A 24,307-nucleotide genomic window follows, 5' to 3' on the forward strand; every position below is an offset into this window, starting at 1 on the left:
ACGAGTCCTACGATTCGTGGTTTTATAGTTCATCCGCTATCTTGTTGATTTTTCTGAGTCTGTGGTTAACACCACTCTTGGTAAGGAGAGTACTGAGGCTATCTGCCAACTGCTGGATAGAGTAGTCTGGGTGCTGAATCCGCAACTGCGCTACCTCCTGCAAGTCCACTGGCAGATTTTCTAATCCCATGATATCTTTGATTTTGCTAATATTGTTGATGGTCTTCATACTGGCAGAAACTGTCCGAGCGATATTGGCTGTCTCGGCATTATTGGCCCGATTGAGGTCATTACGGGTTTCTCGTAAAATCTTTACTCTCTCAAAATCATCACGTGCCTGCATGGCTCCGATGACAATCAAGAAGTCCATAATATCTTCGGCACGCTGGAGGTAGGTCACAGCACCCTTTTTGCGCTCAAGTACTTTGGCATCTAATAAAAATTGCTGGAGGAGGGAGGCAAGCCCTTGCGCGTGATCCAGATAAACAGAACTGATTTCCAACTGGTACTTACCTGATTCAGGGTCACGAATGCTCCCATTCGCTAAGAAAGCACCACAGAGATAGGCACGCCCTGCTTCCTCGTCTGATAAAATCTCCTCATCAATACCTGTTTCTAGGCCAAAGAAGGAGTCTGCCAAGTGCAAATCACTTAACAAGTCCTGCACCTTTTCATCAGTAAAGACAGTATAGACCCGATTCTTACGAAGATTACTCCTCTGGTGGTGACGAATTTCTGATTTGATTTCGTAGAAATGGAGAAAGGACTCATAGAGGTGACGGGCTAGCTTAGCGTTTTCTGTCACGACGGACAATGTCAAGCCCGAAGTCGAGAGACCGATACTGCCAGACATCTTGATAATGGCAGATAATTCATGCCGGCTCAGATGGTGCTGACCTAGGATTTCTTCTTTAACTGCTACTGTGAAACTCATTTTCTCACCTGTATAATCCGCATCAACTCATCCACGATCAAATCCCCATCGTGAAAGGCACCCCCATTTTCCAGACGCAGGAAGTTGGATGAAATCACACGCGGAACCTGCTTACTAAGACCAGCAAAATCATGTTCCACCTGCACCAAGTATTCATCAAAACGGTTGGAATTCATATATTCCTGAGGCACTTTTTCGATATTCACCAAAACAGTATCAATAAAAGGTCGGCCAAGGTGACGATGCAAGACCTCCACGTGGTCACTATCTGTAAAGTGTTCTGTCTCCCCACGTTGGGTCATGATATTGCAGACATAAGCGATTTCTGCCTTGGTTTCCAAAAGTGCCTGCCCGATTTCCTTAATCACGATATTGGGCAAAATCGAGGTAAAGAGGGAACCAGGTCCGAGGACAATCATGTCACTTTCAAGAATGGTCTGCACTACTCGACGGCTAGCCAGAGGCGTATCATCATTGAGGGTATTGGTCACATAGACGTGGTCAATCATGCCTGGATGGTCTGCAATATGGCTCTCTCCAGCCACTTCTGTCCCATCCTGAAAGACTGCATGAAGGGTCAAGGGATGGTCACTGGAAGGATAAATCTTCCCAGTGGTATGGAAAAATTTGCTCAGCAACTGCATGGCATTATAAGTCGAACCCTGCATTTCTGACAGGCCCGCGATAATGAGATTGCCCAATGGGTGGCCAGCAAAGGCTCCCGCATCCTCAGAGAAGCGATATTGAAAGACTTTTTCATAAAATTTTGGCATATCTGACATGGCTACAAGGACATTGCGGAGATCGCCTGGCGGTGTCAACTGCTGCATATTTTTTCGGAGTTCACCTGAAGAACCGCCATCATCCGCCACCGTTACGATAGCTGCGATTTCCACATCTTTTTCCCGCAGACTCTTAAGAATGACAGGGATCCCAGTACCTCCACCAATCACCGTTATCTTTGGTTTTCTCATGAACGGTTTACCGTTTCCTTTCTTCGGTCTTTGTCGCGATGCCCTTCATTAACAGGCCAAGTCTTGGATAAGTCCTGCGCCAAGCGTTTAGCAAAGGCCACACTACGGTGTTGCCCACCCGTACAACCCATGGCAATGGTCAAAACGGACTTCCCTTCCTTTTGGTAACTTGGCAAAATCGGCTCAATCAAGGCCAATAAATGTTGATAGAAGTCTTCTGACTCAGGATGATTCATGACATAGTCATAAACAGGTTCATCCACACCCGTTTGGTTTCGCAGTTCTGGTAGATAATAGGGATTTGGCAAGAAACGGACATCAAAAACCAAGTCTGCATCAATCGGAATTCCATATTTAAAGCCAAAAGACATGACTTCGATACGGAAAGACTGGGCTTGTTCCTGATCTGAAAACTGCTCTGCAAGGGTTTTGCGCAGCTCACGTGGAGTAAGTTCTGTCGTATCCACAACATTTTGACTCATATTTTTCAAAGGTGCCAAGAGTTCACGTTCCAACTTGATTCCGTCTAAAATACGACCGTCTGCTGCTAGTGGGTGACTCCGTCTGGTTTCCTTGTAACGAGCGACCAATTCCTTATCTGCTGCGTCCAAAAAGAGAATTTTAAAGTCCAGTTCTTCCTTATTTTCCAGCTCATCCAAAACAGCTTGAATCTCTGAGAAGAAAGAACGGCTACGCATATCCACTACCAAGGCCAACTTATGGTCGTCTTCCTTTGTTTCCACCAACTGCAAAAACTTAGGCAAGAGAGCTGGCGGCATATTGTCAATGGTGAAATATCCCAAGTCCTCGAAGGACTGAATGGCAACTGTTTTCCCTGCGCCACTCATCCCTGTTACAATCACCAAGTGAAGTTGTTTCTTTGTCATCTTTTTCTCCTTATATCAAAAGAAGTTTGGCAACACCAAACTTCAACTAACTTATCCAATCTCTGCGATGACTTCAATTTCGACTTTTACATCACGAGGAAGACGAGCTACCTCCACAGCTGAACGAGCTGGAAATTCCTCTTTAAAGGCCGTTTGGTAAACCTCGTTAAAAGGAACAAAGTCGTTCATATCGCTCAAGAAGCAAGTAGTTTTGACAACATGGTCAAAATCTGTTCCTGCTTCTGCCAAAATAGCACCGATGTTTTTCAAGACCTGTTCTGTCTGTTCTTGGATCGTTTCTCCAACGATTTCCCCAGTTTCAGGAGATAGGGGCACTTGACCGCTAGCAAACAAAAGGTTGCCAACGATTTTTCCTTGAACATAAGGCCCGATAGCCTTTGGGGCCTTATCTGTATGAATTGTTTTTGCCATTTTCTTTTCCTCACAATTTTTCTAAGATTGCATCCCAAGCCTCATCCATCCCTGCCTTGCTGACAGATGAAAAGAGGATGAAGTCGTCACTTGGGTCAAAGTTTAATTTCTTTTTGATTGCTGATTCATGCTTATTCCATTTACCACGAGGAATCTTGTCCGCCTTGGTTGCCACAATGATGACTGGAATCTCATAATACTTGAGAAATTCGTACATCTGCACATCATCTGCTGACGGGTCATGACGAAGGTCAACTAGACTGACCACTGCACGGAGATTTTCCCGAGTCGTTAAGTACTCCTCTATCATGCGCCCCCACTTTTCACGTTCCTTTTTAGAAACACGGGCATAGCCATAACCAGGCACATCCACAAAGCGCATCTTGTCATCAATGTTAAAGAAGTTAAGAAGCTGAGTTTTACCAGGTTTCCCCGATGTACGAGCCAGATTCTTACGGTTCAGCATGGTATTGATAAAGCTAGACTTGCCAACATTTGAACGCCCTGCAAGAGCGATTTCTGGCAGTTCATCCTGCGGATAGTGGGACTTATTGGCCGCACTGAGCAAGATTTCAGCATTATGTGTATTAAGTTCCATAGTCACCTCTAGGCTGTTTCTAGGATTGGTTTATCCGTTCCATCGACAGCTTCTTTTGTGATACGAACCAATTTCACATTTTCCTGACTCGGTACTTCAAACATGACATCTAGCATGGTTTCTTCGATAATCGAGCGAAGACCACGCGCACCCGTTTTGCGTTCAATGGCCTTATTGGCAATCTCTTGAAGGGCTTCGTCGTCAAATTCCAACTCGACATCATCATAAGATAGCAAGGTTTGGTACTGTTTGACCAAGGCATTTCTTGGCTCTTTCAAAATACGAACCAAGTCATCAACAGTCAATTGCTCAAGAGCTGCAAAGACTGGCAAGCGTCCAATCAACTCAGGGATAATACCAAATTTTTGAATATCTTCTGCGATAATTTCTTGCATGTAAGAGCTGTTTTCGTCAATCGCCTTATTGTTTTGACCAAATCCGATGACTTTTTCACCCAGACGTTGTTTGACGATTTCTTCAATACCATCAAAGGCACCACCCACGATGAAGAGAATATTTTTAGTATCCACTTGAATCATCTCTTGTTGTGGATGTTTACGTCCACCTTGAGGCGGTACACTGGCAACAGTTCCCTCGATAATCTTGAGGAGAGCTTGTTGCACCCCTTCACCAGAAACGTCACGTGTGATAGACACATTCTCACTCTTCTTAGCAATCTTGTCAATTTCATCTACGTAGATAATGCCACGTTCTGCACGTTCAATGTTAAAGTCAGCAGCCTGCAAGAGTTTGAGGAGGATATTTTCCACGTCCTCACCCACATAACCAGCCTCAGTCAGAGCTGTCGCATCCGCAATGGCAAAAGGCACATTCAAGCTCTTAGCCAAGGTCTGAGCAAGGAAAGTTTTCCCTGAACCAGTAGGGCCAATCATCAAGATGTTTGACTTCTGCAAATCCACATCTTCTGACTCCTCACGCGTATCGTGGAAATTAATGCGTTTGTAGTGGTTGTAAACAGCTACTGCCAAGGCACGTTTGGCACGATCTTGACCGATTACGTAGTGGTTCAAGATATGAAGGAGTTCGATTGGTTTTGGAACTTCAGACAAGTCGGCCAAAACTTCTTCCGCCAACTCCTCACGAATGATTTCCTGGGCCAACTCCACACATTCATTACAGATAAATGCGTTGTTGCCTGCGATTATCTTTTGTACTTCTTCTTGGCTTTTGCCACAAAATGAGCAATAAACCATCATATCATTATTCCTAGTTGTAGGCATGATTTCCTTCCGTTCTATTCTATACTGTCATTCTATCTAAAATAAGGTCATGTAAAAAGCATGGATACTGTTGACCAAATTGGTAAAGGCATTTAACCAGAGCAGGACAGAAAGTCCATAGCGCTTTTTACGAAAAGCCTGTGCCCCAGCAAGCAAGCAGACCAAACACAGCATGGCTGTGAAAAAACCAAATATACTACGTTCCATTAGACTTCCTTTCTCTTGCGGTATTGGATGGTAAAATCATAAGGATTTTTCTCATCTTTGGCGTAGGATTTGCTTGAAACAGTCTCAAAAAGAGACAAATCAAACTCCTCAGGGAAATAGGTATCTCCCTCCACCCGAGCATGAATTTGAGTCACAATCACTTCGTCAAGGTAGGGTTCAAAAGCCTGAAAAATTTGCTTCCCACCGATAATATAAAGATTCTTATCTTGAGCCTGATACCAATCTAAGACAGACTGGATATCGTGAAAAGTAGCAACACCATCTATCTTTTCTTCCGGGTTACGTGTCAAAATCAAGGTCTCCCGATTTGGAAGCAGACGACGTCCCATTCCATCAAAGGTCACACGCCCCATCAAGATAGCATGATTCAGGGTTGTTTCTTTGAAATGTTGCAATTCTGCTGGTAAATACCAAGGCAGACGATTGTCCTTACCAATCACACCCTCTTCATCCTGGGCCCAAATAGCTACAATTTTCTTAGTCATGCTTCCATCCTTTTCACTGATAGTACTATTTTATCAAAAAACTCAAAAAAAGACTGGTTTGGAATGCGTTCAGTTTGATAAAAAAGAAGCAGGCTAGCTTTAGCCTGCTTCTCCGGTCCCTAGGACATGCGTTCTTTTGCTTCTGATTCAATTTTTTCAACTACTTCTTGAATACTTAGTCCAGTTGTATCAAGGTAAACTGCATCCTCTGCTTGTTTGAGAGGAGAAGTCTCACGATGGCTATCCTTGTAGTCACGCGCAGCAATTTCCTCTTTTAGGGTTTCAAGGTCTGTTTCAATTCCCTTGGCAATATTTTCTTTGTAACGACGCTCTGCTCTTTCATCAACAGAAGCTACTAGAAAAATTTTCAATTCTGCTTGTGGCAATACAACAGTCCCAATATCGCGACCGTCCATGACAATCCCACCTTGCTGGGCAATCTCTTGTTGAAGAGAAACTAGTTTCTCACGTACTTCAGGAATTGCCGCAATAGCAGAAACATGATTGGTCACTTGATTTTCACGAATAGGATGGGTAATATCCACATCTCCTACAAAGACAAGCTGTTCTCCAGTTTCTGAACGCCCAAAGCTGATTGGATGCTGGTCCAATAAGGCTAAAAGTTCCTCAATCTCTTCCACTCCTAACTGGTGTTTCAGAGCCATATAGGTCGCCGCACGATACATGGCACCTGTATCTAGATAGGTATACCCAAAATTTTTAGCAATAATCTTAGCAACCGTACTCTTACCGCTTGAAGCTGGACCATCGATAGCAATTTGAATCGTCTTCATTTATGACTCCTATCTAGTCTTAATCACATCTCCAGGATTTGCAAACCAAGATCCTGTAGCCATATGTCCAGGATTCAATGCTTCTAATTGAGCAATTGAAATACCTGCACGTTGCGCCAAGACAGCTTCACCCTCACCAGCCTGAACTGTAATTGTTCCTTCACTAGCAGCATGTTCTTCAGAATGACTCTCACTAGAGGAGCTCTCTGTAGAAGTTGCTTCTTCAGTCTTGCTAGATGAAGAAGACGATTCTTCTGTTACAGATGTTGAAGCAGGGGCAGATGAGTCATAAAAATCTTTCAAGGCTGCTGTGCGATTACTCCCTCCGCTTGAGAGGTAAATCAATACTATTATCATTGCTACAACAATCACGAAAAAGAGACTAGCTAGAATCGTCAAAACACGATTTGCAACAACGCCTGTACCTTTTTGATTACGTTGACGTCGTTCCGTTCTCGTCTGTTCTTCCTGATTCTCATAAATATCTTCTTGCCACAGTTCTTTTGCCATACCTTACTCCTTGTTTTTTTTTACTTTTCTTATTACAATATAAATATGAAAATCACACTTATACCTGAACGTTGCATCGCCTGTGGGCTTTGCCAAACTTATTCTGAATTATTTGATTACCACGATAATGGAATCGTGCGTTTTTACGATGACCCTGACCAACTAGAAAAAGAAATCTCTCCTAGTCAGGACGTCGTAGAAGCTGTTAGAAACTGTCCAACTCGTGCCTTGATTAAAGATTAACTCTAATATCAACAAGAACGTTCCACTCCTTATAGTTTAGCATATTTCCATGCAAAATTATAGTCTTTTCTCTTTATTTTTTTCTGTAAAATCAGTAAGGTCACTTTTTTCTTTGACGAGATAAAGTGGTCTTTTTTTAGTCTCCAGATAAATCTTACTGATATACTTGCCGAGAATCCCAATGGTCAAAAGTTGAATGCCTCCAAGGAAGAGAATAACAGCCATCAAAGAGGTCCAACCTGATGTCGGATTGCCCAAAATAAGGGTCCGAACCACAACAAAAAAGGTCATAAGCAGAGAAATAAAACAAGATAGGAGACCAGCCACAAAGGCGATAATCAAGGGAAAATCTGAAAAGTTAACAATCCCTTCAATAGAGTAGAAAAAGAGTTGCCTAAAACTCCAACTGGTCTTGCCAGCCTGCCTTTCGACATTTGGATAGTCCAGATAGTGAGTTTTAAAGCCTACCCAGGCAAAGAGCCCCTTTGAAAAACGATTGGACTCGGTCAGGCTTAAAATGGCATCCACTACAGATCTTCTCATCATGCGAAAATCACGGACACCTGACGGCAAGGCTACTGGACTAATTTTTTTCATGAAGCCATAAAAGAGATTAGCACAAAAACTGCGAAAGAAGGGTTCCCCCTCTCGACTAATTCTCCTGGTCCCAACACAGTCCAAGTCTGTATTCTGGTCTAGTAAGGCTTTCATCTCAAGCAACATACTAGGAGGATCTTGGAGGTCTGCATCCATCACCACCACCAAATCCCCTGTCGCATATTGCAATCCTGCATACAGAGCTGCTTCTTTGCCAAAATTTCGCGAGAAAGAAATATAATGAATTGCCGGATTTTGCTCCCGATAGGTCTTTAAGAGTTCCAAGGTCCCATCACTTGATCCATCGTCGACAAATACATACTCGATTTCTGTTTCCAAATCTGGAAGTAAAGCTTCCAAAGCCTGATAAAAAAGAGGAAGTACTTCCTCTTCGTTTAAACAGGGGACAATGATTGACATCACCATCTTAGTCTTCAAATCCATTTGGATGCTTACTTTGCCAACGCCATGCGTCTTCACACATTTGGGTGATACCTAATTCTGCTTCCCAGCCCAGTTCTGCTTTGGCTTTTGCAGGATCTGAATAGCAGGCTGCGATATCCCCTGGGCGACGGTCTACGATGCGGTAAGGAATTGGACGTCCCACTGCTTTTTCCATATTTTGGATAATTTCAAGAACTGAGTAACCTTTACCTGTTCCAAGGTTATAAACGTTTAGTCCTGAAGCCTTTTGGATTTTTTTCAGAGCTGCAACGTGACCTTTGGCCAAATCGACAACATGGATATAGTCACGAACACCAGTTCCATCTTCCGTATCGTAATCGTCTCCAAACACTTGCACTTGCTCTAATTTCCCAACGGCTACTTGAGTCACATATGGCAAAAGGTTATTTGGAATACCGTTTGGATTTTCTCCCAAATCTCCGCTCTCATGAGCTCCGATTGGGTTAAAGTAACGCAACAAGACCACATTCCATTCTGAGTCTGCCTTGTAGATATCCGTCAAAATTTCCTCTAACATGAGTTTAGTGCGGCCATATGGATTGGTCACTGAAAGTGGGAAATCTTCCAAGATGGGTACTGTGTGCGGATCTCCGTAAACTGTCGCAGAAGAACTGAAAATGATGTTTTTACAGTTGTTTTCTTCCATGACCTTCAAAAGACTAACAGTTCCAGCGATATTGTTATCATAGTAGGCAAGAGGGATACGTGTTGATTCGCCAACAGCCTTCAAACCAGCAAAGTGAATGACCCCTGTTGGTTCTTCTTGTTTGAAAATGTCACGAAGAGTATCTGTATCACGGATATCTGCCTCATAGAAAGGCACTTCAACTCCTGTAATTCTCTCAACAACTTCTAAACTTTTTCTGTTACTATTAACAAGGTTATCCACCACAACAACTTGATGACCTGCTTGGATTAACTCAATAACTGTGTGGGTCCCGATAAAACCTGCTCCACCCGTTACCAAAATCTTTTCTTGCATCTTTTTTCCTCGATTCTCGGATTATTTTTTCTTATTTTATCATTTTTGATAGGGAATGTCATTTGCCATCCTAGAGGAGAAGCTAAAATTTCAGTAAAATTTTTATTCGCTTTTTACTCGTTTGACATAGTTTTCAATTGGATAGTTTAGAGGGTCCAAGGTCAACTCCTTGCCTTGGATCAGTTGAGCTAGATGGTAACCAATGATAGGACCAGTTGTGAGGCCTGATGAACCTAGTCCACTAGCAGCATAGACGCCTGCCAATTCTGGCACCTGCCCAAAAAAAGGAGAGAAATCACTGGTATAAGCACGGATTCCCACACGCTCAGCTCTAGAAATCGCCTTAGCCAAGGTTGGGTAGTGAGGCAAGGCGTCCTCCTCCATTTGTTGGAGCAAGGTTTCATCTACCGTCAAATCAAATCCCATGTCATTTTCATGAGTAGCTCCTAGGGACAATTTACCACCTGCAAAAGGAATCAAATCCCACTCCCCTTCTGGCATAACAACAGGGTATGATTCCATATCTTGGGCAAGCTGATAATCTCGTAATTGCCCTTTCTGAGGACGAACATCTACATCATAACCCAAGGGTTCTAATATGTGACCCAACCAAGCTCCCGTCGCTAAAATAACCTGATCAAATACCTCTTCGTCAATCTGGTAACCTAATGCTAAAGGTATCAGAGTTACTTTTTCTTTGACCAGCTTTACCTGACTAGCTTCTAACAAACGAGTCACTAAGAGTTGACCATCTACTCTCGCTCCACCAGAAGCATAGAGCAAGCGATCAAATCCCTGCAAGCCAGAGAATAATTCATTAGCTGATGCTTGATCCAGAATGGCTAATTGCCCTATCAAAGGAGATTCTTCCCTGCGCTGGTGGGCTAGTTGATAGAGTTCTTCCAACTTAGTTTCATCCTTTTTCAGGAGAAAGACTCCCGAACGCTGGTAAAAGTCAACTTCCTGCCCTGATTTCTCTAAATCAGCCAACAAATCCACATAAAAATCAGCCCCCAAGCGTGCCATCTTATACCAGGCCTTATTGCGGCGTTTGGAAAACCAAGGACTGATAATTCCTGCTGCGGCCTTGGTAGCCTGACCTTGTCCATGGTCAAAGACGGTTACTTCTAGGTCACTTTCTTTAGAGAGGTAGTAGGCAGCTGTTGCACCTACAATCCCTGCTCCGATAATGGCAACTTTTTTCATTGTTTTCACTTTCTAACTAGATATGGTGGAAAGGATTGGTCGATGCTTGACTAGGTACAATATCGATTGTCCAGCCTTTTTCCTCTTTCCATTGATTAAGAAGCTCTGCAATTTTTTCCACGAAAAGCACTTCAATATAGTGGCCTGGGTCCAATGCCAACAAACCATCAGACAGCATATCCTGAGCAGTATGGTAGTAAATATCACCAGTGATATAGACATCCGCTCCTTTAGCTAAAGCATCCTTATAGAAAGACTGCCCGCTACCACCACAGATGGCCACTCTTGAGATAGGCTTCTGCAAATCACTCTCTTGATAATGCATCAATCGAAGGCTATCTAAACCAAAGACTTGCTTGACATTCTGGGCCAATTCCCCAAATGTCTGAGGCTGAACATTTCCAATACGACCAATTCCACGTTCTGGACCTGTCTCCTGTAGATAAGTCGTCTCCTCGATTCCTAGCATCTGGCAGAACCAGTCATTGAGGCCATTTTCAACGATGTCAATATTGGTATGGCTGACATAAACTGCGATGTCATGCTTAATGAGATCAATGTAAATCTGATTTTGTGGACGGCTAGCTACCAAGTCCTTGATGGGACGGAAAATAGGCGCATGCTTGACGATAATCAAATTCACACCCTTTTCAATAGCTTCAGCCACCGTTTCTTCACGAATATCCAGAGCAACCATGACCCTTTGGATATCCTTGGCCAAAGTTCCAATTTGCAGGCCACGACTGTCTCCCTCCATTGAAAATTCCTGAGGGCAAAAGGCTTCATATGCGTTAATTACTTCACTTGCTAGCATGGAGAACCTCCTTGATGGCTTGAATTTTATCTACTAGAACTTGACGTTCCTCCAGATTTTTTTCTGGGATTTGTCCGAGGGCAAACTCTAGCTTAACAGCTTCTTTTTGCCATTTTTGTACAAAAAACGGACTGACTTCTTTAGACAAGATAGGTCCAAAGCGAACATCACTGGCTGATAACTTCATTTGTCCCGCTTCCACCACCAAAATCTCATAAAACTTACCAGCTTCTTCTAGAATGCTTTCTGCCACAATCTGAAAACCATTGTCTTGCAACCAAATACGCAAGTCGTCTTCACGATTATTGGGCTGGAGGATCAATCGTTCTACATTAGCTAACTTGTCCAAGCCTTCTTCTAAAATCCTAGTAATCAAACGACCACCCATACCAGCAATGGTAATGACAGACACTTGGTCTGTCTCTTCAAAGGCTGCCAAGCCATTTGCTAAACGGACTTGAATTTTCTCCTTTAACCCGTGACTTTCAACATTTTTAACCGCGGACTGGTAGGGGCCTTCTACGACCTCACCTGCAATGGCACCTTCAATATGGCCTCTTTCGACTAACTCGATAGGCAGATAAGCATGATCACTCCCCACATCTAGTAAAATGGACCCTTGGGGCACAAAGGAAGCCACTAATTCTAATCTCTTTGAAATCATCTTCTCTCACTTTCAAAACTCTATTACCTCTTATTATACCACATTTCAGCTGGCAATCTTGTACCTAAAAAGACCGCAATCCACAGATTGCAGCCTTTCTTTATTTTCTGGCTTGATAGCGACTAGTCAGGATGAAAATCACGGTAAAGACCAACATCATGACACCATAAACAGGTAAAGTTTGTCCTGTTAAGGTTGAAATTTCAAGCAGTTTTTGAATTCTTGGGAAGAGAGCTGTGGCTAGGAAGCCTCCTACCGACCAAACAATCAAGAGGACACGCCATAGGGTAAATGGCATGCAGGCTCTAAATACGGATAAGAAACCAATTGACCCAAGGAGATAATAGAGGAGGGTTGAGATTTCTATTTCAGACCAACCTTGACTCGCGCCAAATATTTTCACAAAGAGAACGCTGAAGACGACCATGAGTGCACTTGGTAGAGCACGAAGCATGGATCTTCTGAGGAAGTTTGGCTCGACAGGCTTGATATTTCGCTCAAAAGTCAGAACGAATGGCGGGAAACCTTCCACGAACTGGTCAATCATGGTAATCTGGATTGGAATGAATGGGAAAATCAAGATCCACTCAGACCGACCTAGTAAAGCACTGGCAATACAGATAACTGCGAGCAAGAAAGAATAGATGGTCTTTATCAAGAAAATCGGGGCGATGTGGGCAATGTTATTGACCACACGACGACCTTCAAAGAGAATCTCAGGAACATCATTAAAGTCTGAGTTCAAGAGAACCAGATTGGCAATCTGACGAGTCGCAGGGTCTCCTTCAGCCATCACGATAGAACAATCCGCCTCACGAAGAGCCAGGATATCATTAACTCCATCCCCAGTCATAGCTGTTGTATGACCCGCTTTTTTCAGCGTTTGGATGATGAGTTTCTTTTGATGAGGGGAAACACGTCCGAAAATAGCTGTCTCCTCAGCCATAGCAACCAATTCCTCATCCGTGATTTTTGAGCAATCGACATAGCTGTGATAGTCTGCAAAACCAGCCTTTTGGGCAATGCTGGACACCGTAACTGGATTGTCACCAGATATAATCTTGAGTCCCACTTCCTGAGAACGGAGATAGTCCAGCGTCTCAGCTGCTCCTTCTCGAATGGGGTCCAAAATCTCCAGCAAAGCCAGAGCCTTAATGTCAGAAGGTTTTTGTGGTTTGTGATGGTCTAGTTTTTCCTGACTGAGGGCCAAGACCAAGACACGTGACCCTCTCTCCAAGGCCTCTCTGGCTTCTGGGACTTCAGAGTCCAGCAACATCTCAGGCGCCCCTAAGAAAACTGTCCCCAGACCTTCCAATTCCATGGCTCCCCACTTACGGTCGCTAGAGAAAGGCAGATTCGAGATCATAGGATAAGTAACTTCTCCCACAAAACGCTTTCGAATAGCTTGGGCTGTTGGATTCTTATCCTCACTATGGGCCATATAGCTGGCCAAGATGCTAGCAAGTGCTGACTCTCCATACTCTTCGGTCAAAGGAAGAACAGCCTCCACCTGCATCTTTCCTTGGGTGATGGTACCCGTCTTGTCCAGACAGAGCATATCCACGCGCGCCAAGGTCTCAACAGAATACATCTCCTGCACCAAAACCTTTTTCAACCCAAGCTTGATAACAGCAGTTAAGAGAGAGGTGATGGTCAACAGGGCGATTCCCTTGGGCAACATTCCCAAAAGAGCTGTTGACGAATTTACAACGGATGACTTGAGAGGCAGGCCTTTTAAAAGCAAGGCTTCTAGCAAGAGAGCTAGACCAAAAGGAATGATAATCTTCCCAGTAAAACCAGCTAACTTGTCCAGCGATTTCATGATACGAGAGTTGATTGGTTTAACGGTCTTGGCTTCCAGCATAAGTTTGGCAGCATAGTTGTCTGCACCGACATGATGGACACGAGCTAAAACTGACCCACTAGCCAAGAAACTTCCTGACAAAAGCAAGGCATCCACTTCCTTTTGCACCAAATCACTTTCCCCCGTCAACATGGCTTCATTGACTTCCGCAAAGCCTTCCAAAACCAAGGCATCACTGGGAATCTGCTCTCCAGCAGACAGACGAATGACATCTCCTAGAACTAATTCTTCAGGATTAAGAGCAACTTCCTGACCATCACGAATAGTCTTGACCTTTTCCTTGGTCATGAGATTAAGCTTGTCCACCATGTGTTTAGCCCGTAGCTCAGTCACAATTCCAGAAAAAGCGTTAAAGCAGATAACGGCAAAGAAGACCAGATTGCTCCAAGCCTGCACAAAGGCAAGGGCCAAAGCAATGGCAAAGTTCAAAGCGTTAAAAAGGGTAAAGACATTTCGTTTAACGATTTGCCAAGTGCTGGTACTGGCCGATGCAGTAAAATCATTGACCAAGCCCTTAGCCTGTCTTTCCTTGACTTCTCTTTGGGTTAATCCCATAATCTTATTTTTATCCATAAATTCTATCATATCATTTTTTCTAAAAGAATTCTAATCTCATCCCAAATATACACCTAGTTAAGGGAAAAGTTTGCCAGCCCTCCTTTGATAAGGTATAATAATAACAAGAAAATAATCGAAGGAGACCGCATGTTTTATACTTATTTACGTGGATTGGTTGTCTTGCTCCTATGGTCCATCAATGGCAATGCCCACTATCATAATACTGATAAAATTCCTAATCAAGATGAAAATTATATTCTGGTTGCACCTCACCGCACCTGGTGGGATCCAGTTTACATGGCTTTTGCGACCAAGCCAAAACAGTTTATCTTTATGGCCAAAAAAGAGCTCTTTACCAACCGTATCTTTGGCTGGTGGATTCGTATGTGTGGGGCTTTTCCTATTGACCGTGAAAATCCTAGCGCCTCAGCCATCAAATACCCTATCAATGTTCTCAAAAAAAGCGACCGCTCTCTCATCATGTTTCCAAGTGGGAGCCGTCACTCAAACGATGTCAAGGGGGGCGTAGCTCTGATTGCCAAAATGGCCAAGGTTCGTATCATGCCGGTTACCTATACAGGTCCCATGACCTTGAAGGGCTTGGTTAGCCGCGAGCGTGTCGATATGAACTTTGGGAATCCAGTCGATATCTCAGATATCAAGAAAATGAATGATGAAGGCATTGAAACAGTCGCCAATCGTATCCAAACAGAATTCCAACGTCTGGACCAAGAAACGAAACAATGGCACAATGATAAAAAACCAAATCCACTCTGGTGGTTTATCCGCATTCCTGCCCTCATCCTTGCCATTATCCTCGCTATCCTAACCATCATCTTTAGCTTTATCGCAAGCTTTATCTGGAATCCAGATAAGAAGAGAGAGTCTCTTGGTTAAAAAATACAATTATCCCTTGGCTTTTACCAAGGGATATTTCTTTTATTTGATTCCCCATTCTTGGGCCAACCAGCTAGAAAAAGCTAGAAATCGTTCAGCTACTTGTTCATGGTGTCCATAAGGATCAAAGACAAACTGGCCGTTCGGATAGCATTTCTGAAGACCGGTATGGATCTGCTCAGCATAGACTGGTGCTTGAGCCAAGCGATTGCTATGATTGACTCCTTCTGTTTGACCGTTCTGTAAATACAGCAAACAGTCCAAATTTTTCACATTTTCTTCCTTGCAGTAAGTCACAAAATCAGGATACCAAAAGGAACCACAGATAGAGAAGATACAGGAGACCTTATCAAAACGGAAAAGACTGTATACAGCAGCCAATCCACCTAGTGAGTAACCCCCATAGGCAAGGCGATTTTTGTCCAGGCGATAAAGCGACTGCAACCTTTCTAAAAGATCACCAAATAAATGACCATGATAGGCATTTGCCTGACCACCAAAATTTGGAGCCCTATCTCTCAGAGCAGATGCCTTCCAGGGAGTGTAGTCGTCTAGGCGATTTTTAGAGGTCAAGCCCACTAAAATCACAGATTCGGAAAGGGAAGATAGAAAATCCAAGTTTCCATCATTCAAGAGAATAACTGGATAGGTTTGATTGGGATCATAGATCGAAGGAAGGCTGACCTTAACTTGGATTCCTTCCCAATCAAACTCATTATTTATTGATAAAGTCATTGATTTTCTCAAGGGAATCAATCACTGCTGGACCATAATCCATCAACTCATCGTAAGAGATGGTCATGATTTTTTGATTCTTAATAGCAGGAACGCTTTCCAAAACAGCATTTGCCTTCATCAACTCTACTGCTTTTTCATCCAATTTTTTATTGCGATCGCTGGTTACATAGATAATCAATTCAGGATCCATTGACACGAGATTTTCCAAGGTCAAGCCTGACGTCCCCGTAGCAACGTTTGTATAACCAAGTTGGTTCAGCAAACTTTCTTGCAAAGCAGACTTGTAGGCACCGAAGGTTTCATCATTATAAGCAACCATAACCAAAGCCTTTTTCTTTTCACCTTGGCTTGCTGGATTTGCTTTCTTAACAGCGTCAATTTTAGTTTGTAATTGGGTTGCGTATTCATTGGCCTTGTCCTGCACATTAAAAATCATTCCAAGATTTTTGACATCTTCTACGATATTCCCCAAATCTTGCTGAATTGTTGAGAGAGAAGCTTTTTGTGTATAAACTGGGATTTTGTTTTCATTCCAAGTGCTAACTGTCCCCAAGGATTTTTCAGAAAACATCATGTTTCGACCCATCACAGCGTCTGACTCATAAGAAAGGACTGTCTCTTGTGAGACTGTTTTTTTATCCCCAATTTGAGGAATAGTCGCAATCGCCTCCTTGTATTTGTCCGTCACAGCATTATCAGGGTTGAGCATACCAGCAATTTTATCCTTCAAGCCTAACTCCAATAAGATTTCAGTGGTTGAAAGATTGTTGGTGATAACTTTTTCAGGTGCCTTGTCAAAAACTTGTTCAACTTCATTCCCTTTAGCATCATAGGTCTTAATCGTTAGTGGATAAGTCGTCTCTGTGCTCGCCTTTTGACTTGTTTCTGTGCTAGATTGTGTGGTAGCTTTTTCTGTAGTAGTGTTACCACAAGCTACCATGGTTAAGGTAGCTACTGTTACCAGTAAAATGCTTAGTGTTTTTTTCATCTTATTTTCCTTTTCATTTTTATAAATAGTGAATCATGGCTTGCTGATCCTCGGTCCAAGTCACCTGACTTTGAACTCCATATACAGTTTGCAATGACTCAGGGGTGATGGTCTCCTTTGGAGTCCCTTGGTAAAGGATTTCTCCCTCTTTCATCAGATAGAGATAATCCGAATAGCGACAAGCAAGTTGAATATCATGCAGGACAGCTAGAACATTGATATTGAGCTCCTTTACAATGGCTAACAAGTCTAGCTGATACCTGATATCCAGGTGATTGGTTGGTTCGTCAAGGAGCAAGAGAGTCGGTTCTTGCGCCAAGGCGCGGGCTAACAAAACTCGCTGCTTCTCCCCCCCTGATAGAGACGAATAGAGACGAGTTTTCTTCTCAAGCATATCCACCTTAACGAGGGCATCTTGAACGAGGGCATAATCCCTTTCCCTTTCCTTCTGTAAAAAAGAGAGGTGGGGGGTTCTTCCCAGCAAGACAATTTCTTCAACTGTACAATCAAACTGTAGCTGGTTAAACTGGGTCACAACTGCCATTTGCTTGGCTGTTTCTTTGAGCGTCCATTGTTCCAGAGGCTTTCCATCTAGGCTTATCAAGCCTTTGTCCGCCTTTTCCTGACGATAGAGGAGTTTAAGTAGGCTGGTTTTTCCACTTCCATTTGGTCCTAATATCGTGTGAAATTGATGCCCTTCAACCTTAAGAGAGACTCCTTTGAGGATTTTTTTCTCTCCTAGTCCAAAATGGATATCCTGACAAATCAAGTCCATATCAGACCCTCACCTCCCTTCGCCTACCTCCAACAATATAGATAAAGAAGGGAGCACCTACTAAGGCTGTGAAAATACCAATAGGAAGCTCTGCGTTTGGAATGATGATACGAGAGAATACGTCTGCCCAAATGACAAAGAGGGCACCCAGCAAGGTTGCAACGGGGAAAAGCCTCTTGTAATTCGTTCCTACTAACCCTCGAGCTAAATGTGGAGTAATCAGACCGACAAATCCAATAATCCCACAGGTTGCCACTAAGACTGCTGTCAGCACAGCCACCATTGTCACATAAAGATACCAATAAAAGCGTAAGGGAATCCCCAAAGTTAAAGCAGCCTCATCTCCCATCATCATCGCATTGAAAACACGATACTGGGTAGAGAAAAATAGAAAGGCTATTCCTACCACTATAGTTGGCAGGACCAAGTCAGACCAGGAAGTCCCAGCGAGCGAGCCCATGGTCCAAAACTTAATGGTCATCACACTATCCGCATTAGCTCCAACTGAGATAATAAAGTTGGAAAAAGCCAGAAAGAAAGCGTTGACCACCGTTCCCGATAAGATTAGACTAGAAGTCGTCATCCTTCCCTGCATAGAGGCAATGATGAGGACAGCAATTGTTGCCAAAGTAGCGCCAAGAAAAGCTCCAAGGCTAATCATCACTTTTAAACCAAGAATGATGCTCAAGGTTGCCCCTAGAGTTGCACCCGCAGATATTCCTAAGACATAAGGCTCTGCGATGGGATTGTTCACTGTAGACTGCATCACGCTACCACACATAGAAAGACCAGCCCCCACTATCAAACCTAACAATACTCGGGGGAATCTCATGTTCCATACAATGGCAAGAGTAGACTTGGAAACCTCTCCTATCTCAAGAGGAAATCCCAACCTGCTCAAAACAATCCGATAGGTATCTCCTAGATCAATCGCAACAGATCCCATTGAAACTGCTAGAAAGAGAGAAATCCCTAAAATACCTAGCAAAACAACTAAAAGTAACACAAATTGCTGGTCTTGTCGGCTTCCAGAAAATTTGGAAAGCATGCAAACCTCCTTTGATAGAATCTTAAAAATTTAGAAAATTCTCATGAAAAGTATACCATATTTTCAACAATGGAACAAGATGAGAACAAATGAATATAGTTGGTTTTATAGTGCTAGGAACCGTAAGTAAAGATAATACTTGAGTATATCGAGGTAAGGTGACAACGTAAAAAGCCCTCTGAAAATCAGAGAGCTGATTTGAGCTCGGGCTAAAATCCTAGTGAAACAAAAAAATCTACACGGTCAGAAAAGTCTCTATCGTGCCATTTTCATACATGATGTATAGTCCAAGTAGAATGAATACTAAGGGCACAATGATTCGCTCGTATTTTTCAATTGTCTCGAATATTAACGGAATAGAGGATAACACCCGACTAATCTCGCATAAGATAATTATGCCGATTACAAACACAAGCAACGCCACGAGGGTCTGTGACCAATCTAACGAAGCAAAATAAGGTATATAGATACCTAAATTATCTCCGCCAGACGCAATTGTCAGCAATGTAACTGTCCAAAACAGTTGATTTGCCTTGCTTTGTTCTAATCTTTCAATAATTTCTTCCTCTTCTTCCTCACCTTCTCCAACAATTGCAAAGCGAATCCCTAAATAGATAGGGATTAAACCAAGCAATCCAACCATCCATTCTTCAGGCACGAAATTAACGACATAAGCAGCAACTAAACTCGCCCCTACAAGTAAACCTGTGCCTAGATATTGCCCCGCATAAATATGCCATTTTTGTTTATTCTGTGATAGCTGTGCAAATAAAATAATTAAAATAATTAAATAATCGATACTGGTAGAAATATAAACACCAATAGCAGATATGATTGTCTGTACCATAAAAAAACTCCTGTATTAGTCAGTAATAAATCAGCAGATTTTAGGGAAGCACAGACACATTAATTTAGCTATCGCTAGTGGGTAATGTCGAACGTAGGAAAGCATTTTACTCCTCCTCAAAATGTAGTTACAAAGTAATTTCTAACTGGAATTCGGTGACTACTTCCATGTAAAGTATAACATACTATACTTTACTTCGTAAAGTGTGGGCTCTCCGAGGGGGCTTGCAGACAGCTACTCGGCTTTTCAAGCCGAGTAGCTGCGCACCTTTATGGTGTAATTAGCTGATACCATTTGAGGTTTTTGTAGTCTCCAAAATTGTGACCGATAAAACCTCAATAAAAAAGCCCTCTGAAAATCAGAGAGCTCCAGTCTTGCTGTATAAACCGTTTATAGACTAGGCGACGAGGCGAAGGTTGTACTAATGGTACATCGAGCCGAAGCCAACGAAGTATAGAAACGGTTTAGACGCAAGATTAACGACGAAGTCCTAGAGAGTTGATTAACTCACGGTAACGGTTAACGTCGTTTTTACGCAAGTATGCAAGCAAGTTACGACGGCGACCGATTTTTTTCATCAATCCACGGTAAGTAGCGTGGTCTTTTTTGTGTTGTTTGATGTGTTCGTTAAGGTGGTTGATTTCCCAAGTAAGGACAGCAACTTGAACCTCTACTGAACCTGTATCACCTTCGTGACGTGCATATTGTGCGATGATTTCATTTTTTTTCTCTTTTGAGATTGCCATGATGTTTCTCCTTTTTATTTGGCTTCATCCGAGTGACAGGTTGGCATGCCTGTAACCAAGAAGAAGTTATTTGTCTTTACGACAGTTCTTATTCTACCAAGAAGCAGGGACTTTGTCAACTGATTTACTTTTTAAAAACTTGACCTACTCTACTGATTTCAGGGCTTCAAGCATATCCACCTTTCTCAAGTAGTGATTGACAAAGAGACCCAGTAAGGCTAAGATCACAGTCACTGCGACGATTGGAAGAGCATAGACTTCCCAGCTGACTCGTGGATAAAAAAGTATGGTGGCAGGTGAGATCATTTGAATCAAAAATTGATGTAAATAGTAGCCGGCTACCAAACCGAGAACAATCCCCACAAAGGACAGCACCATGGTTTCGCGGTAGATATAGAGGGTCACTTCTTTATTATGGAAACCGAGAACCTTTATGGTCGAAAGTTCACGGATACGTTCTGCCACATTAATATTGGTGAGATTGTAAAGAATGACAATGGCTAGCAAGACGGAAACAAGGATAAGGATTGCCATGGTTTTATTGAGAGAATTGGCTACAGATTCAAAGAGGTGGATAGCCGTTGCATTTTGGACCACCCCAGAAACAGCAGTTTTTTTCATAAAGGCCGCAGCTTCTTTCTCCGTATTGGATGGTGTTGGCTCTTTTAATTTTACTAGGTAGGTATTGTCTTTCGGACTGGTACCGTAGACTTGTTCGTATGTCGCTCGGTTGAGATAAACAAAGTGTCCAACATAGTTTTCAGAAATAGCCGATACCTTGATTTCTTTCCCATCAAGCTCCAGCTTGTCTCCAACCGTAACATCTGCTAGTTGAGCTAGTTTTTGACTTACGACTGCTCCATCACTGATCTCCACCTCTTGGCCATTTTCCTCTAATGCGATAAAGGGTTTGAAATTTTCTCGGCTTGTAACCATTATGGTAATAGTCTGAAGTCCTGCTTTTCCTTTGAAATCTTTTTCAATGGATTTAGAGTAGATTTTTTGGTAAGCATGGATAGGCTCAGATTGCAAGGCACTTTCTAGGGCTGCTTTTTCTTGCTCCGTTACACTGCTCTTTTCCGCTACAATCATCTGATATTGCTGGATTTGTTCAAATTGACGATTGACAACTCCTTCCACAGAAGACTGAATGCCAAGACCTGCAAATAGGAGAGCAACCGAACCCGCAACTCCAAAAATGGTCATCAACATCCGTTGCTTATAACGGAAAATATTTCGCGCCGTAACCTTATGAGTGAAGCTCAAACGACTCCAAATAAAACTCAGGCGTTCCAGCAAAATCTTTGATCCTTTAACGGGAGGTTTGGGCAGCAAAAGTTTGGCTGCTTCATCGTGCAATTCCCTCCGTGCCACTAGATAAGCTGGCAAGACACTGGATACCCAACTTAAGGCCAGGGCAAGAAGGCTATAAGACCAGTAGAAATACTCCTGACTTTTCCCAACGACCATTCCAGCTGTTATAACATCCGAAATCACGCCTGCAAGGAGATAATGTCCTAAAAGCGTTCCTAAAACGGTTCCTACAGTTCCTGCAAGAAAACCATAGAGGACAAACTTGGCAACAATATCTTTATTCTTATAACCTAGAGCCTTGAAAATACCAGCATTGGTGCGCTCTTCATCCACAAAGCGAGTCATAGTTGTAAAGGTTACCATTGCAGCAACCATAAAAAGCACCACGGGAAAGATATTCCCGACAGAACGAATACTTGCTGAAGCGTTACTGTACATGAGATAGCCTTGACCGCCTGGCATGGTTTGGCGGTTGTATACATGGTAAGTAGGCTCTGCCAGTTCATCAAGCTCTTTCTGGTGTTGTTCAAGCTTCTCTTTTTCCTTGGCTAGATTACTCTCTGTCTGAGCCATTTTTTCTTTTTCTGTAGCCAATTCTTCCTTAGCTTTTGTCCATTGCTCCTTGGCTTGACTCTTTTGAGGCTCAGGCAAAGCGGTCACTTGTTCTTCTTGAGTTTTCAATCGACTTTCAGCCTGTTCTAACTGACTCTTGCCTTTTTGAAGGTTACTTTCAGCTGTTTGGAGCTGTTCTTTTCCATCTTCCAAGCTCTTTTGCCCATTTGTTTTGATACTTTCTAATCGTTTTTGACCATTATCAGCTAGCAAGTCTTGCAATGCTTCCTGATGTTGATCTCGTTTGCTTCTATAGTCTGATGAAAAGGCATCCAAATTTTTAAAATCGTCATAGCGCACACGCGCAATGCTATAAACATCTGAGGCAAACTGACTGGGTAAAATCACTCCATAGCCAGCCAAGCTTCCATTTCCACTACTAGCCCCTCCCAAGTCTTCTTGAGAAAGTATCTCACCCGACTGAACAAATCCAGTAATGGTGAAAGATTGGGATTTTATGACGGTCTTCCCTTCTTCTTTCTTGCTAAAGGTAATTGTCTGCCCAATCTGATAGCGGTCTTTCCAGAAATCTGCCAAGGAAATTTCCCCATCAGCCTCTGGAAGTCGCCCTTCTGTCACTTGGAAGGTTGAAATTCCCTCCGGCTTGGAATAAAGTCGAACCGCTTCTTCACTATTTTCAACGGTTAGGTCTGCCATATAGCCAAACTCAACACTTGCTCCTTGAAGGGTCTTTAGTTCGTCTTGATCCTTTTTATCCAATCCATAATCAGCTATCACTGCCAGATCCAAGGTATTTGCTTTACGGAGATAATCCTCAGCTGTACGTTCCATATTTGGGCTAGTCACTTTGAGACCTACTAGAGCTAAAGACCCCAGCATCATCAAGGTCAAGATAGATAAAAAGCGTCCCTTGGAAGCAGTCACCGACTGGAGCAAGTCTTTTCGGTATGTTTTTTTCATGCTAATACTCCAATGTATCGATAGCCTGTGGATGCTCATTGATTGTTACTCTCATAACAGTGGCATCACGCATGTGAATCACCCGATCTGCGATAGGAGCTAGCGAGCTATTGTGAGTCACGATAATCACCGTCGCTCCCTTTTGACGAGACATGTCTTGGAGAATCTTCAAGACTTGCTTGCCTGTCTGATAATCCAAGGCTCCAGTTGGTTCATCACAAAGGAGAATTTTAGGATTTTTGGCTACTGCGCGTGCAATGGAGACTCGCTGTTGCTCCCCTCCAGAAAGCTGGGCTGGAAAATTATTCATCCGATGAGCAAGACCCACATCTGTCAGAACTTGCTCGGGATTCAAGGCATCTGTCACGATTTCTGAAGCCAACTCCACATTTTCCTTAGCTGTCAGATTGGAAACTAGATTATAAAACTGAAAAACAAAACCGACATCATTGCGGCGGTAATTGGTTCTCTGGTGGGAATTGTAGTCTGCAATATTGGCACCATCAATCCAGATTTCCCCCTCGTCATTGGTATCCATACCTCCTAGGAGATTGAGAACGGTTGATTTTCCAGCACCTGAAGCGCCAAGAATAATGACCAGCTCCCCTTTTTCAATTTCAAAATTCACATCGCGATTAGCCACAATCTCCGTATCCCCAACCTGGTAACGCTTGTAGCTGTGTTTCATTTCAATATAAGCCATCGTCCTTCTCTCTTTCTTATAAACAAGTCACTCTTTACTATCATTATAACGCTTTTTCGAAGAGTTGGATACTAGAATAAAAAGAAAAACCTAGGTATTCCTAGGCTTTCTTTTTAGGCTCTATAATATTCGTAGTGGGTAAATCCCCTATAGATATTATGGAGCCTATTTTTGTGTAGAAAAAAAGTCCCATATGACCTATAATGAAAAGCGACTAAACAACTCATTAGAAAGAATCATAT

The 24,307-nt window shown here is 42.8% G+C and carries 26 protein-coding genes; 2 read left to right on the top strand and 24 right to left on the bottom strand.

The genetic code is table 11. The features are described 5' to 3' along the window. Positions 1 to 22 precede the first annotated feature (22 nt). The 10 genes from whiA to FBF73_RS08915 form a co-directional block, all read right to left on the bottom strand. Positions 23 to 934: a DNA-binding protein WhiA gene (gene whiA / locus FBF73_RS08870; protein WP_136937596.1), complete on the bottom strand. Its 912-nt coding sequence runs from the start codon at positions 932 to 934 to the stop codon at positions 23 to 25. Continuing rightward, positions 931 to 1,908, bottom strand: a complete 978-nt coding sequence (locus tag FBF73_RS08875; RefSeq protein ID WP_001231077.1) for a YvcK family protein — start codon at positions 1,906 to 1,908, stop codon at positions 931 to 933. Before FBF73_RS08875 ends, whiA begins: the two co-directional genes overlap by 4 nt. Then, positions 1,905 to 2,795, bottom strand: coding sequence for an RNase adapter RapZ (rapZ, locus tag FBF73_RS08880; protein ID WP_023943686.1), 891 nt, complete (start codon positions 2,793 to 2,795; stop codon positions 1,905 to 1,907). Before rapZ ends, FBF73_RS08875 begins: the two co-directional genes overlap by 4 nt. A gap of 51 nt (positions 2,796 to 2,846) precedes the next feature. Continuing rightward, positions 2,847 to 3,227, bottom strand: coding sequence for a RidA family protein (locus FBF73_RS08885; RefSeq protein ID WP_001140420.1), 381 nt, complete (start codon positions 3,225 to 3,227; stop codon positions 2,847 to 2,849). Positions 3,228 to 3,237: 10 nt separating this feature from the next. Then, positions 3,238 to 3,825, bottom strand: coding sequence for a ribosome biogenesis GTP-binding protein YihA/YsxC (yihA, locus tag FBF73_RS08890; RefSeq protein WP_000422605.1), 588 nt, complete (start codon positions 3,823 to 3,825; stop codon positions 3,238 to 3,240). An 8-nt stretch (positions 3,826 to 3,833) separates the two neighbouring features. Continuing rightward, positions 3,834 to 5,066: an ATP-dependent Clp protease ATP-binding subunit ClpX gene (gene clpX, locus FBF73_RS08895; RefSeq protein WP_025169664.1), complete on the bottom strand. Its 1,233-nt coding sequence runs from the start codon at positions 5,064 to 5,066 to the stop codon at positions 3,834 to 3,836. Positions 5,067 to 5,102: 36 nt separating this feature from the next. Beyond that, the gene (locus FBF73_RS08900) at positions 5,103 to 5,273 is read right to left on the bottom strand and encodes a hypothetical protein (protein ID WP_000442260.1); all 171 of its coding nucleotides are present in this window, start codon (positions 5,271 to 5,273) and stop codon (positions 5,103 to 5,105) included. Then, positions 5,273 to 5,779: a dihydrofolate reductase gene (locus FBF73_RS08905; protein WP_136937597.1), complete on the bottom strand. Its 507-nt coding sequence runs from the start codon at positions 5,777 to 5,779 to the stop codon at positions 5,273 to 5,275. Before FBF73_RS08905 ends, FBF73_RS08900 begins: the two co-directional genes overlap by 1 nt. 119 nt (positions 5,780 to 5,898) lie before the next feature. Next, positions 5,899 to 6,573: a (d)CMP kinase gene (gene cmk, locus FBF73_RS08910; protein WP_136937598.1), complete on the bottom strand. Its 675-nt coding sequence runs from the start codon at positions 6,571 to 6,573 to the stop codon at positions 5,899 to 5,901. Positions 6,574 to 6,582: 9 nt separating this feature from the next. Then, positions 6,583 to 7,083 (bottom strand): SAG1386/EF1546 family surface-associated protein, encoded by a 501-nt coding sequence (locus tag FBF73_RS08915; RefSeq protein ID WP_136937599.1) that lies wholly within the window; start codon positions 7,081 to 7,083, stop codon positions 6,583 to 6,585. A 45-nt stretch (positions 7,084 to 7,128) separates the two neighbouring features. Here FBF73_RS08915 and FBF73_RS08920 point away from each other — a divergent pair, with 45 nt between their 5' ends. Beyond that, the gene (locus FBF73_RS08920) at positions 7,129 to 7,326 is read left to right on the top strand and encodes a ferredoxin (RefSeq protein ID WP_004235080.1); all 198 of its coding nucleotides are present in this window, start codon (positions 7,129 to 7,131) and stop codon (positions 7,324 to 7,326) included. A gap of 57 nt (positions 7,327 to 7,383) precedes the next feature. On the opposite strand, the gene FBF73_RS08925 is transcribed toward FBF73_RS08920, so the two are convergent. From FBF73_RS08925 to FBF73_RS08950, 6 genes are all read right to left on the bottom strand, one after another. Then, positions 7,384 to 8,349 carry a glycosyltransferase family 2 protein gene (locus tag FBF73_RS08925; protein ID WP_136937600.1) on the bottom strand — a complete coding sequence of 322 codons (966 nt, stop codon included), beginning with the start codon at positions 8,347 to 8,349 and terminating at the stop codon, positions 7,384 to 7,386. A 1-nt stretch (position 8,350) separates the two neighbouring features. Further along, positions 8,351 to 9,370 carry a UDP-glucose 4-epimerase GalE gene (gene galE, locus FBF73_RS08930; protein WP_136937601.1) on the bottom strand — a complete coding sequence of 340 codons (1,020 nt, stop codon included), beginning with the start codon at positions 9,368 to 9,370 and terminating at the stop codon, positions 8,351 to 8,353. Positions 9,371 to 9,472: 102 nt separating this feature from the next. Then, positions 9,473 to 10,576, bottom strand: a complete 1,104-nt coding sequence (locus FBF73_RS08935) for an NAD(P)/FAD-dependent oxidoreductase (protein WP_169435208.1) — start codon at positions 10,574 to 10,576, stop codon at positions 9,473 to 9,475. 16 nt (positions 10,577 to 10,592) lie between these two features. After that, entirely contained in the window at positions 10,593 to 11,390 is a 798-nt protein-coding gene (locus FBF73_RS08940; RefSeq protein WP_136937603.1) for a Nif3-like dinuclear metal center hexameric protein, read from the bottom strand. Continuing rightward, positions 11,377 to 12,054, bottom strand: coding sequence for a tRNA (adenine(22)-N(1))-methyltransferase (locus FBF73_RS08945; RefSeq protein ID WP_136937604.1), 678 nt, complete (start codon positions 12,052 to 12,054; stop codon positions 11,377 to 11,379). Before FBF73_RS08945 ends, FBF73_RS08940 begins: the two co-directional genes overlap by 14 nt. A gap of 100 nt (positions 12,055 to 12,154) precedes the next feature. Further along, positions 12,155 to 14,491 (bottom strand): cation-translocating P-type ATPase, encoded by a 2,337-nt coding sequence (locus tag FBF73_RS08950; RefSeq protein ID WP_136937613.1) that lies wholly within the window; start codon positions 14,489 to 14,491, stop codon positions 12,155 to 12,157. A 132-nt stretch (positions 14,492 to 14,623) separates the two neighbouring features. On the opposite strand from FBF73_RS08950, the gene FBF73_RS08955 reads away from it, so the two are divergent. Next, positions 14,624 to 15,373, top strand: a complete 750-nt coding sequence (locus FBF73_RS08955) for a lysophospholipid acyltransferase family protein (protein WP_136937605.1) — start codon at positions 14,624 to 14,626, stop codon at positions 15,371 to 15,373. Positions 15,374 to 15,415: 42 nt separating this feature from the next. Here FBF73_RS08955 and FBF73_RS08960 read toward each other — a convergent pair whose 3' ends face one another. From FBF73_RS08960 to FBF73_RS08995, 8 genes are all read right to left on the bottom strand, one after another. Next, the gene (locus FBF73_RS08960) at positions 15,416 to 16,108 is read right to left on the bottom strand and encodes an alpha/beta hydrolase (protein ID WP_136937606.1); all 693 of its coding nucleotides are present in this window, start codon (positions 16,106 to 16,108) and stop codon (positions 15,416 to 15,418) included. After that, on the bottom strand, positions 16,089 to 17,099 hold the full coding sequence (locus FBF73_RS08965) for an ABC transporter substrate-binding protein (RefSeq protein WP_136937607.1): 1,011 nt from the start codon (positions 17,097 to 17,099) through the stop codon (positions 16,089 to 16,091). Before FBF73_RS08965 ends, FBF73_RS08960 begins: the two co-directional genes overlap by 20 nt. A gap of 19 nt (positions 17,100 to 17,118) precedes the next feature. After that, positions 17,119 to 17,874 (bottom strand): ABC transporter ATP-binding protein, encoded by a 756-nt coding sequence (locus tag FBF73_RS08970; protein ID WP_136937608.1) that lies wholly within the window; start codon positions 17,872 to 17,874, stop codon positions 17,119 to 17,121. A gap of 1 nt (position 17,875) precedes the next feature. Continuing rightward, positions 17,876 to 18,922: a FecCD family ABC transporter permease gene (locus FBF73_RS08975; protein ID WP_136937609.1), complete on the bottom strand. Its 1,047-nt coding sequence runs from the start codon at positions 18,920 to 18,922 to the stop codon at positions 17,876 to 17,878. A 235-nt stretch (positions 18,923 to 19,157) separates the two neighbouring features. Then, positions 19,158 to 19,769, bottom strand: coding sequence for a CadD family cadmium resistance transporter (locus FBF73_RS08980; protein WP_000250865.1), 612 nt, complete (start codon positions 19,767 to 19,769; stop codon positions 19,158 to 19,160). 476 nt (positions 19,770 to 20,245) lie between these two features. Further along, positions 20,246 to 20,515, bottom strand: a complete 270-nt coding sequence (rpsO, locus tag FBF73_RS08985; protein WP_001018251.1) for a 30S ribosomal protein S15 — start codon at positions 20,513 to 20,515, stop codon at positions 20,246 to 20,248. Between the two features lie 144 nt (positions 20,516 to 20,659). Beyond that, positions 20,660 to 23,368 carry an ABC transporter permease gene (locus tag FBF73_RS08990; protein ID WP_169435209.1) on the bottom strand — a complete coding sequence of 903 codons (2,709 nt, stop codon included), beginning with the start codon at positions 23,366 to 23,368 and terminating at the stop codon, positions 20,660 to 20,662. Next, on the bottom strand, positions 23,364 to 24,065 hold the full coding sequence (locus tag FBF73_RS08995; protein ID WP_136937611.1) for an ABC transporter ATP-binding protein: 702 nt from the start codon (positions 24,063 to 24,065) through the stop codon (positions 23,364 to 23,366). The genes FBF73_RS08990 and FBF73_RS08995 overlap by 5 nt, the downstream gene beginning before the upstream one ends. Positions 24,066 to 24,307 lie beyond the last annotated feature (242 nt).

The sequence above is a fragment of the Streptococcus mitis genome (genome assembly GCF_005144795.1).
Taxonomy (GTDB): domain Bacteria; phylum Bacillota; class Bacilli; order Lactobacillales; family Streptococcaceae; genus Streptococcus; species Streptococcus mitis_BB.

Excerpts from the sequence above, each read along its gene's own strand:
- whiA (WP_136937596.1), bottom strand. The coding sequence starts at position 934 with ATGAGTTTCACAGTAGCAGTTAAAGAAGAAATCCTAGGTCAGCACCAT.
- FBF73_RS08875 (WP_001231077.1), bottom strand. The coding sequence starts at position 1,908 with ATGAGAAAACCAAAGATAACGGTGATTGGTGGAGGTACTGGGATCCCT.
- rapZ (WP_023943686.1), bottom strand. The coding sequence starts at position 2,795 with ATGACAAAGAAACAACTTCACTTGGTGATTGTAACAGGGATGAGTGGC.
- FBF73_RS08885 (WP_001140420.1), bottom strand. The coding sequence starts at position 3,227 with ATGGCAAAAACAATTCATACAGATAAGGCCCCAAAGGCTATCGGGCCT.
- yihA (WP_000422605.1), bottom strand. The coding sequence starts at position 3,825 with ATGGAACTTAATACACATAATGCTGAAATCTTGCTCAGTGCGGCCAAT.
- clpX (WP_025169664.1), bottom strand. The coding sequence starts at position 5,066 with ATGCCTACAACTAGGAATAATGATATGATGGTTTATTGCTCATTTTGT.
- FBF73_RS08900 (WP_000442260.1), bottom strand. The coding sequence starts at position 5,273 with ATGGAACGTAGTATATTTGGTTTTTTCACAGCCATGCTGTGTTTGGTC.
- FBF73_RS08905 (WP_136937597.1), bottom strand. The coding sequence starts at position 5,779 with ATGACTAAGAAAATTGTAGCTATTTGGGCCCAGGATGAAGAGGGTGTG.
- cmk (WP_136937598.1), bottom strand. The coding sequence starts at position 6,573 with ATGAAGACGATTCAAATTGCTATCGATGGTCCAGCTTCAAGCGGTAAG.
- FBF73_RS08915 (WP_136937599.1), bottom strand. The coding sequence starts at position 7,083 with ATGGCAAAAGAACTGTGGCAAGAAGATATTTATGAGAATCAGGAAGAA.
- FBF73_RS08920 (WP_004235080.1), top strand. The coding sequence starts at position 7,129 with ATGAAAATCACACTTATACCTGAACGTTGCATCGCCTGTGGGCTTTGC.
- FBF73_RS08925 (WP_136937600.1), bottom strand. The coding sequence starts at position 8,349 with ATGGTGATGTCAATCATTGTCCCCTGTTTAAACGAAGAGGAAGTACTT.
- galE (WP_136937601.1), bottom strand. The coding sequence starts at position 9,370 with ATGCAAGAAAAGATTTTGGTAACGGGTGGAGCAGGTTTTATCGGGACC.
- FBF73_RS08935 (WP_169435208.1), bottom strand. The coding sequence starts at position 10,576 with ATGAAAAAAGTTGCCATTATCGGAGCAGGGATTGTAGGTGCAACAGCT.
- FBF73_RS08940 (WP_136937603.1), bottom strand. The coding sequence starts at position 11,390 with ATGCTAGCAAGTGAAGTAATTAACGCATATGAAGCCTTTTGCCCTCAG.
- FBF73_RS08945 (WP_136937604.1), bottom strand. The coding sequence starts at position 12,054 with ATGATTTCAAAGAGATTAGAATTAGTGGCTTCCTTTGTGCCCCAAGGG.
- FBF73_RS08950 (WP_136937613.1), bottom strand. The coding sequence starts at position 14,491 with ATGGATAAAAATAAGATTATGGGATTAACCCAAAGAGAAGTCAAGGAA.
- FBF73_RS08955 (WP_136937605.1), top strand. The coding sequence starts at position 14,624 with ATGTTTTATACTTATTTACGTGGATTGGTTGTCTTGCTCCTATGGTCC.
- FBF73_RS08960 (WP_136937606.1), bottom strand. The coding sequence starts at position 16,108 with ATGACTTTATCAATAAATAATGAGTTTGATTGGGAAGGAATCCAAGTT.
- FBF73_RS08965 (WP_136937607.1), bottom strand. The coding sequence starts at position 17,099 with ATGAAAAAAACACTAAGCATTTTACTGGTAACAGTAGCTACCTTAACC.
- FBF73_RS08970 (WP_136937608.1), bottom strand. The coding sequence starts at position 17,874 with ATGGACTTGATTTGTCAGGATATCCATTTTGGACTAGGAGAGAAAAAA.
- FBF73_RS08975 (WP_136937609.1), bottom strand. The coding sequence starts at position 18,922 with ATGCTTTCCAAATTTTCTGGAAGCCGACAAGACCAGCAATTTGTGTTA.
- FBF73_RS08980 (WP_000250865.1), bottom strand. The coding sequence starts at position 19,769 with ATGGTACAGACAATCATATCTGCTATTGGTGTTTATATTTCTACCAGT.
- rpsO (WP_001018251.1), bottom strand. The coding sequence starts at position 20,515 with ATGGCAATCTCAAAAGAGAAAAAAAATGAAATCATCGCACAATATGCA.
- FBF73_RS08995 (WP_136937611.1), bottom strand. The coding sequence starts at position 24,065 with ATGGCTTATATTGAAATGAAACACAGCTACAAGCGTTACCAGGTTGGG.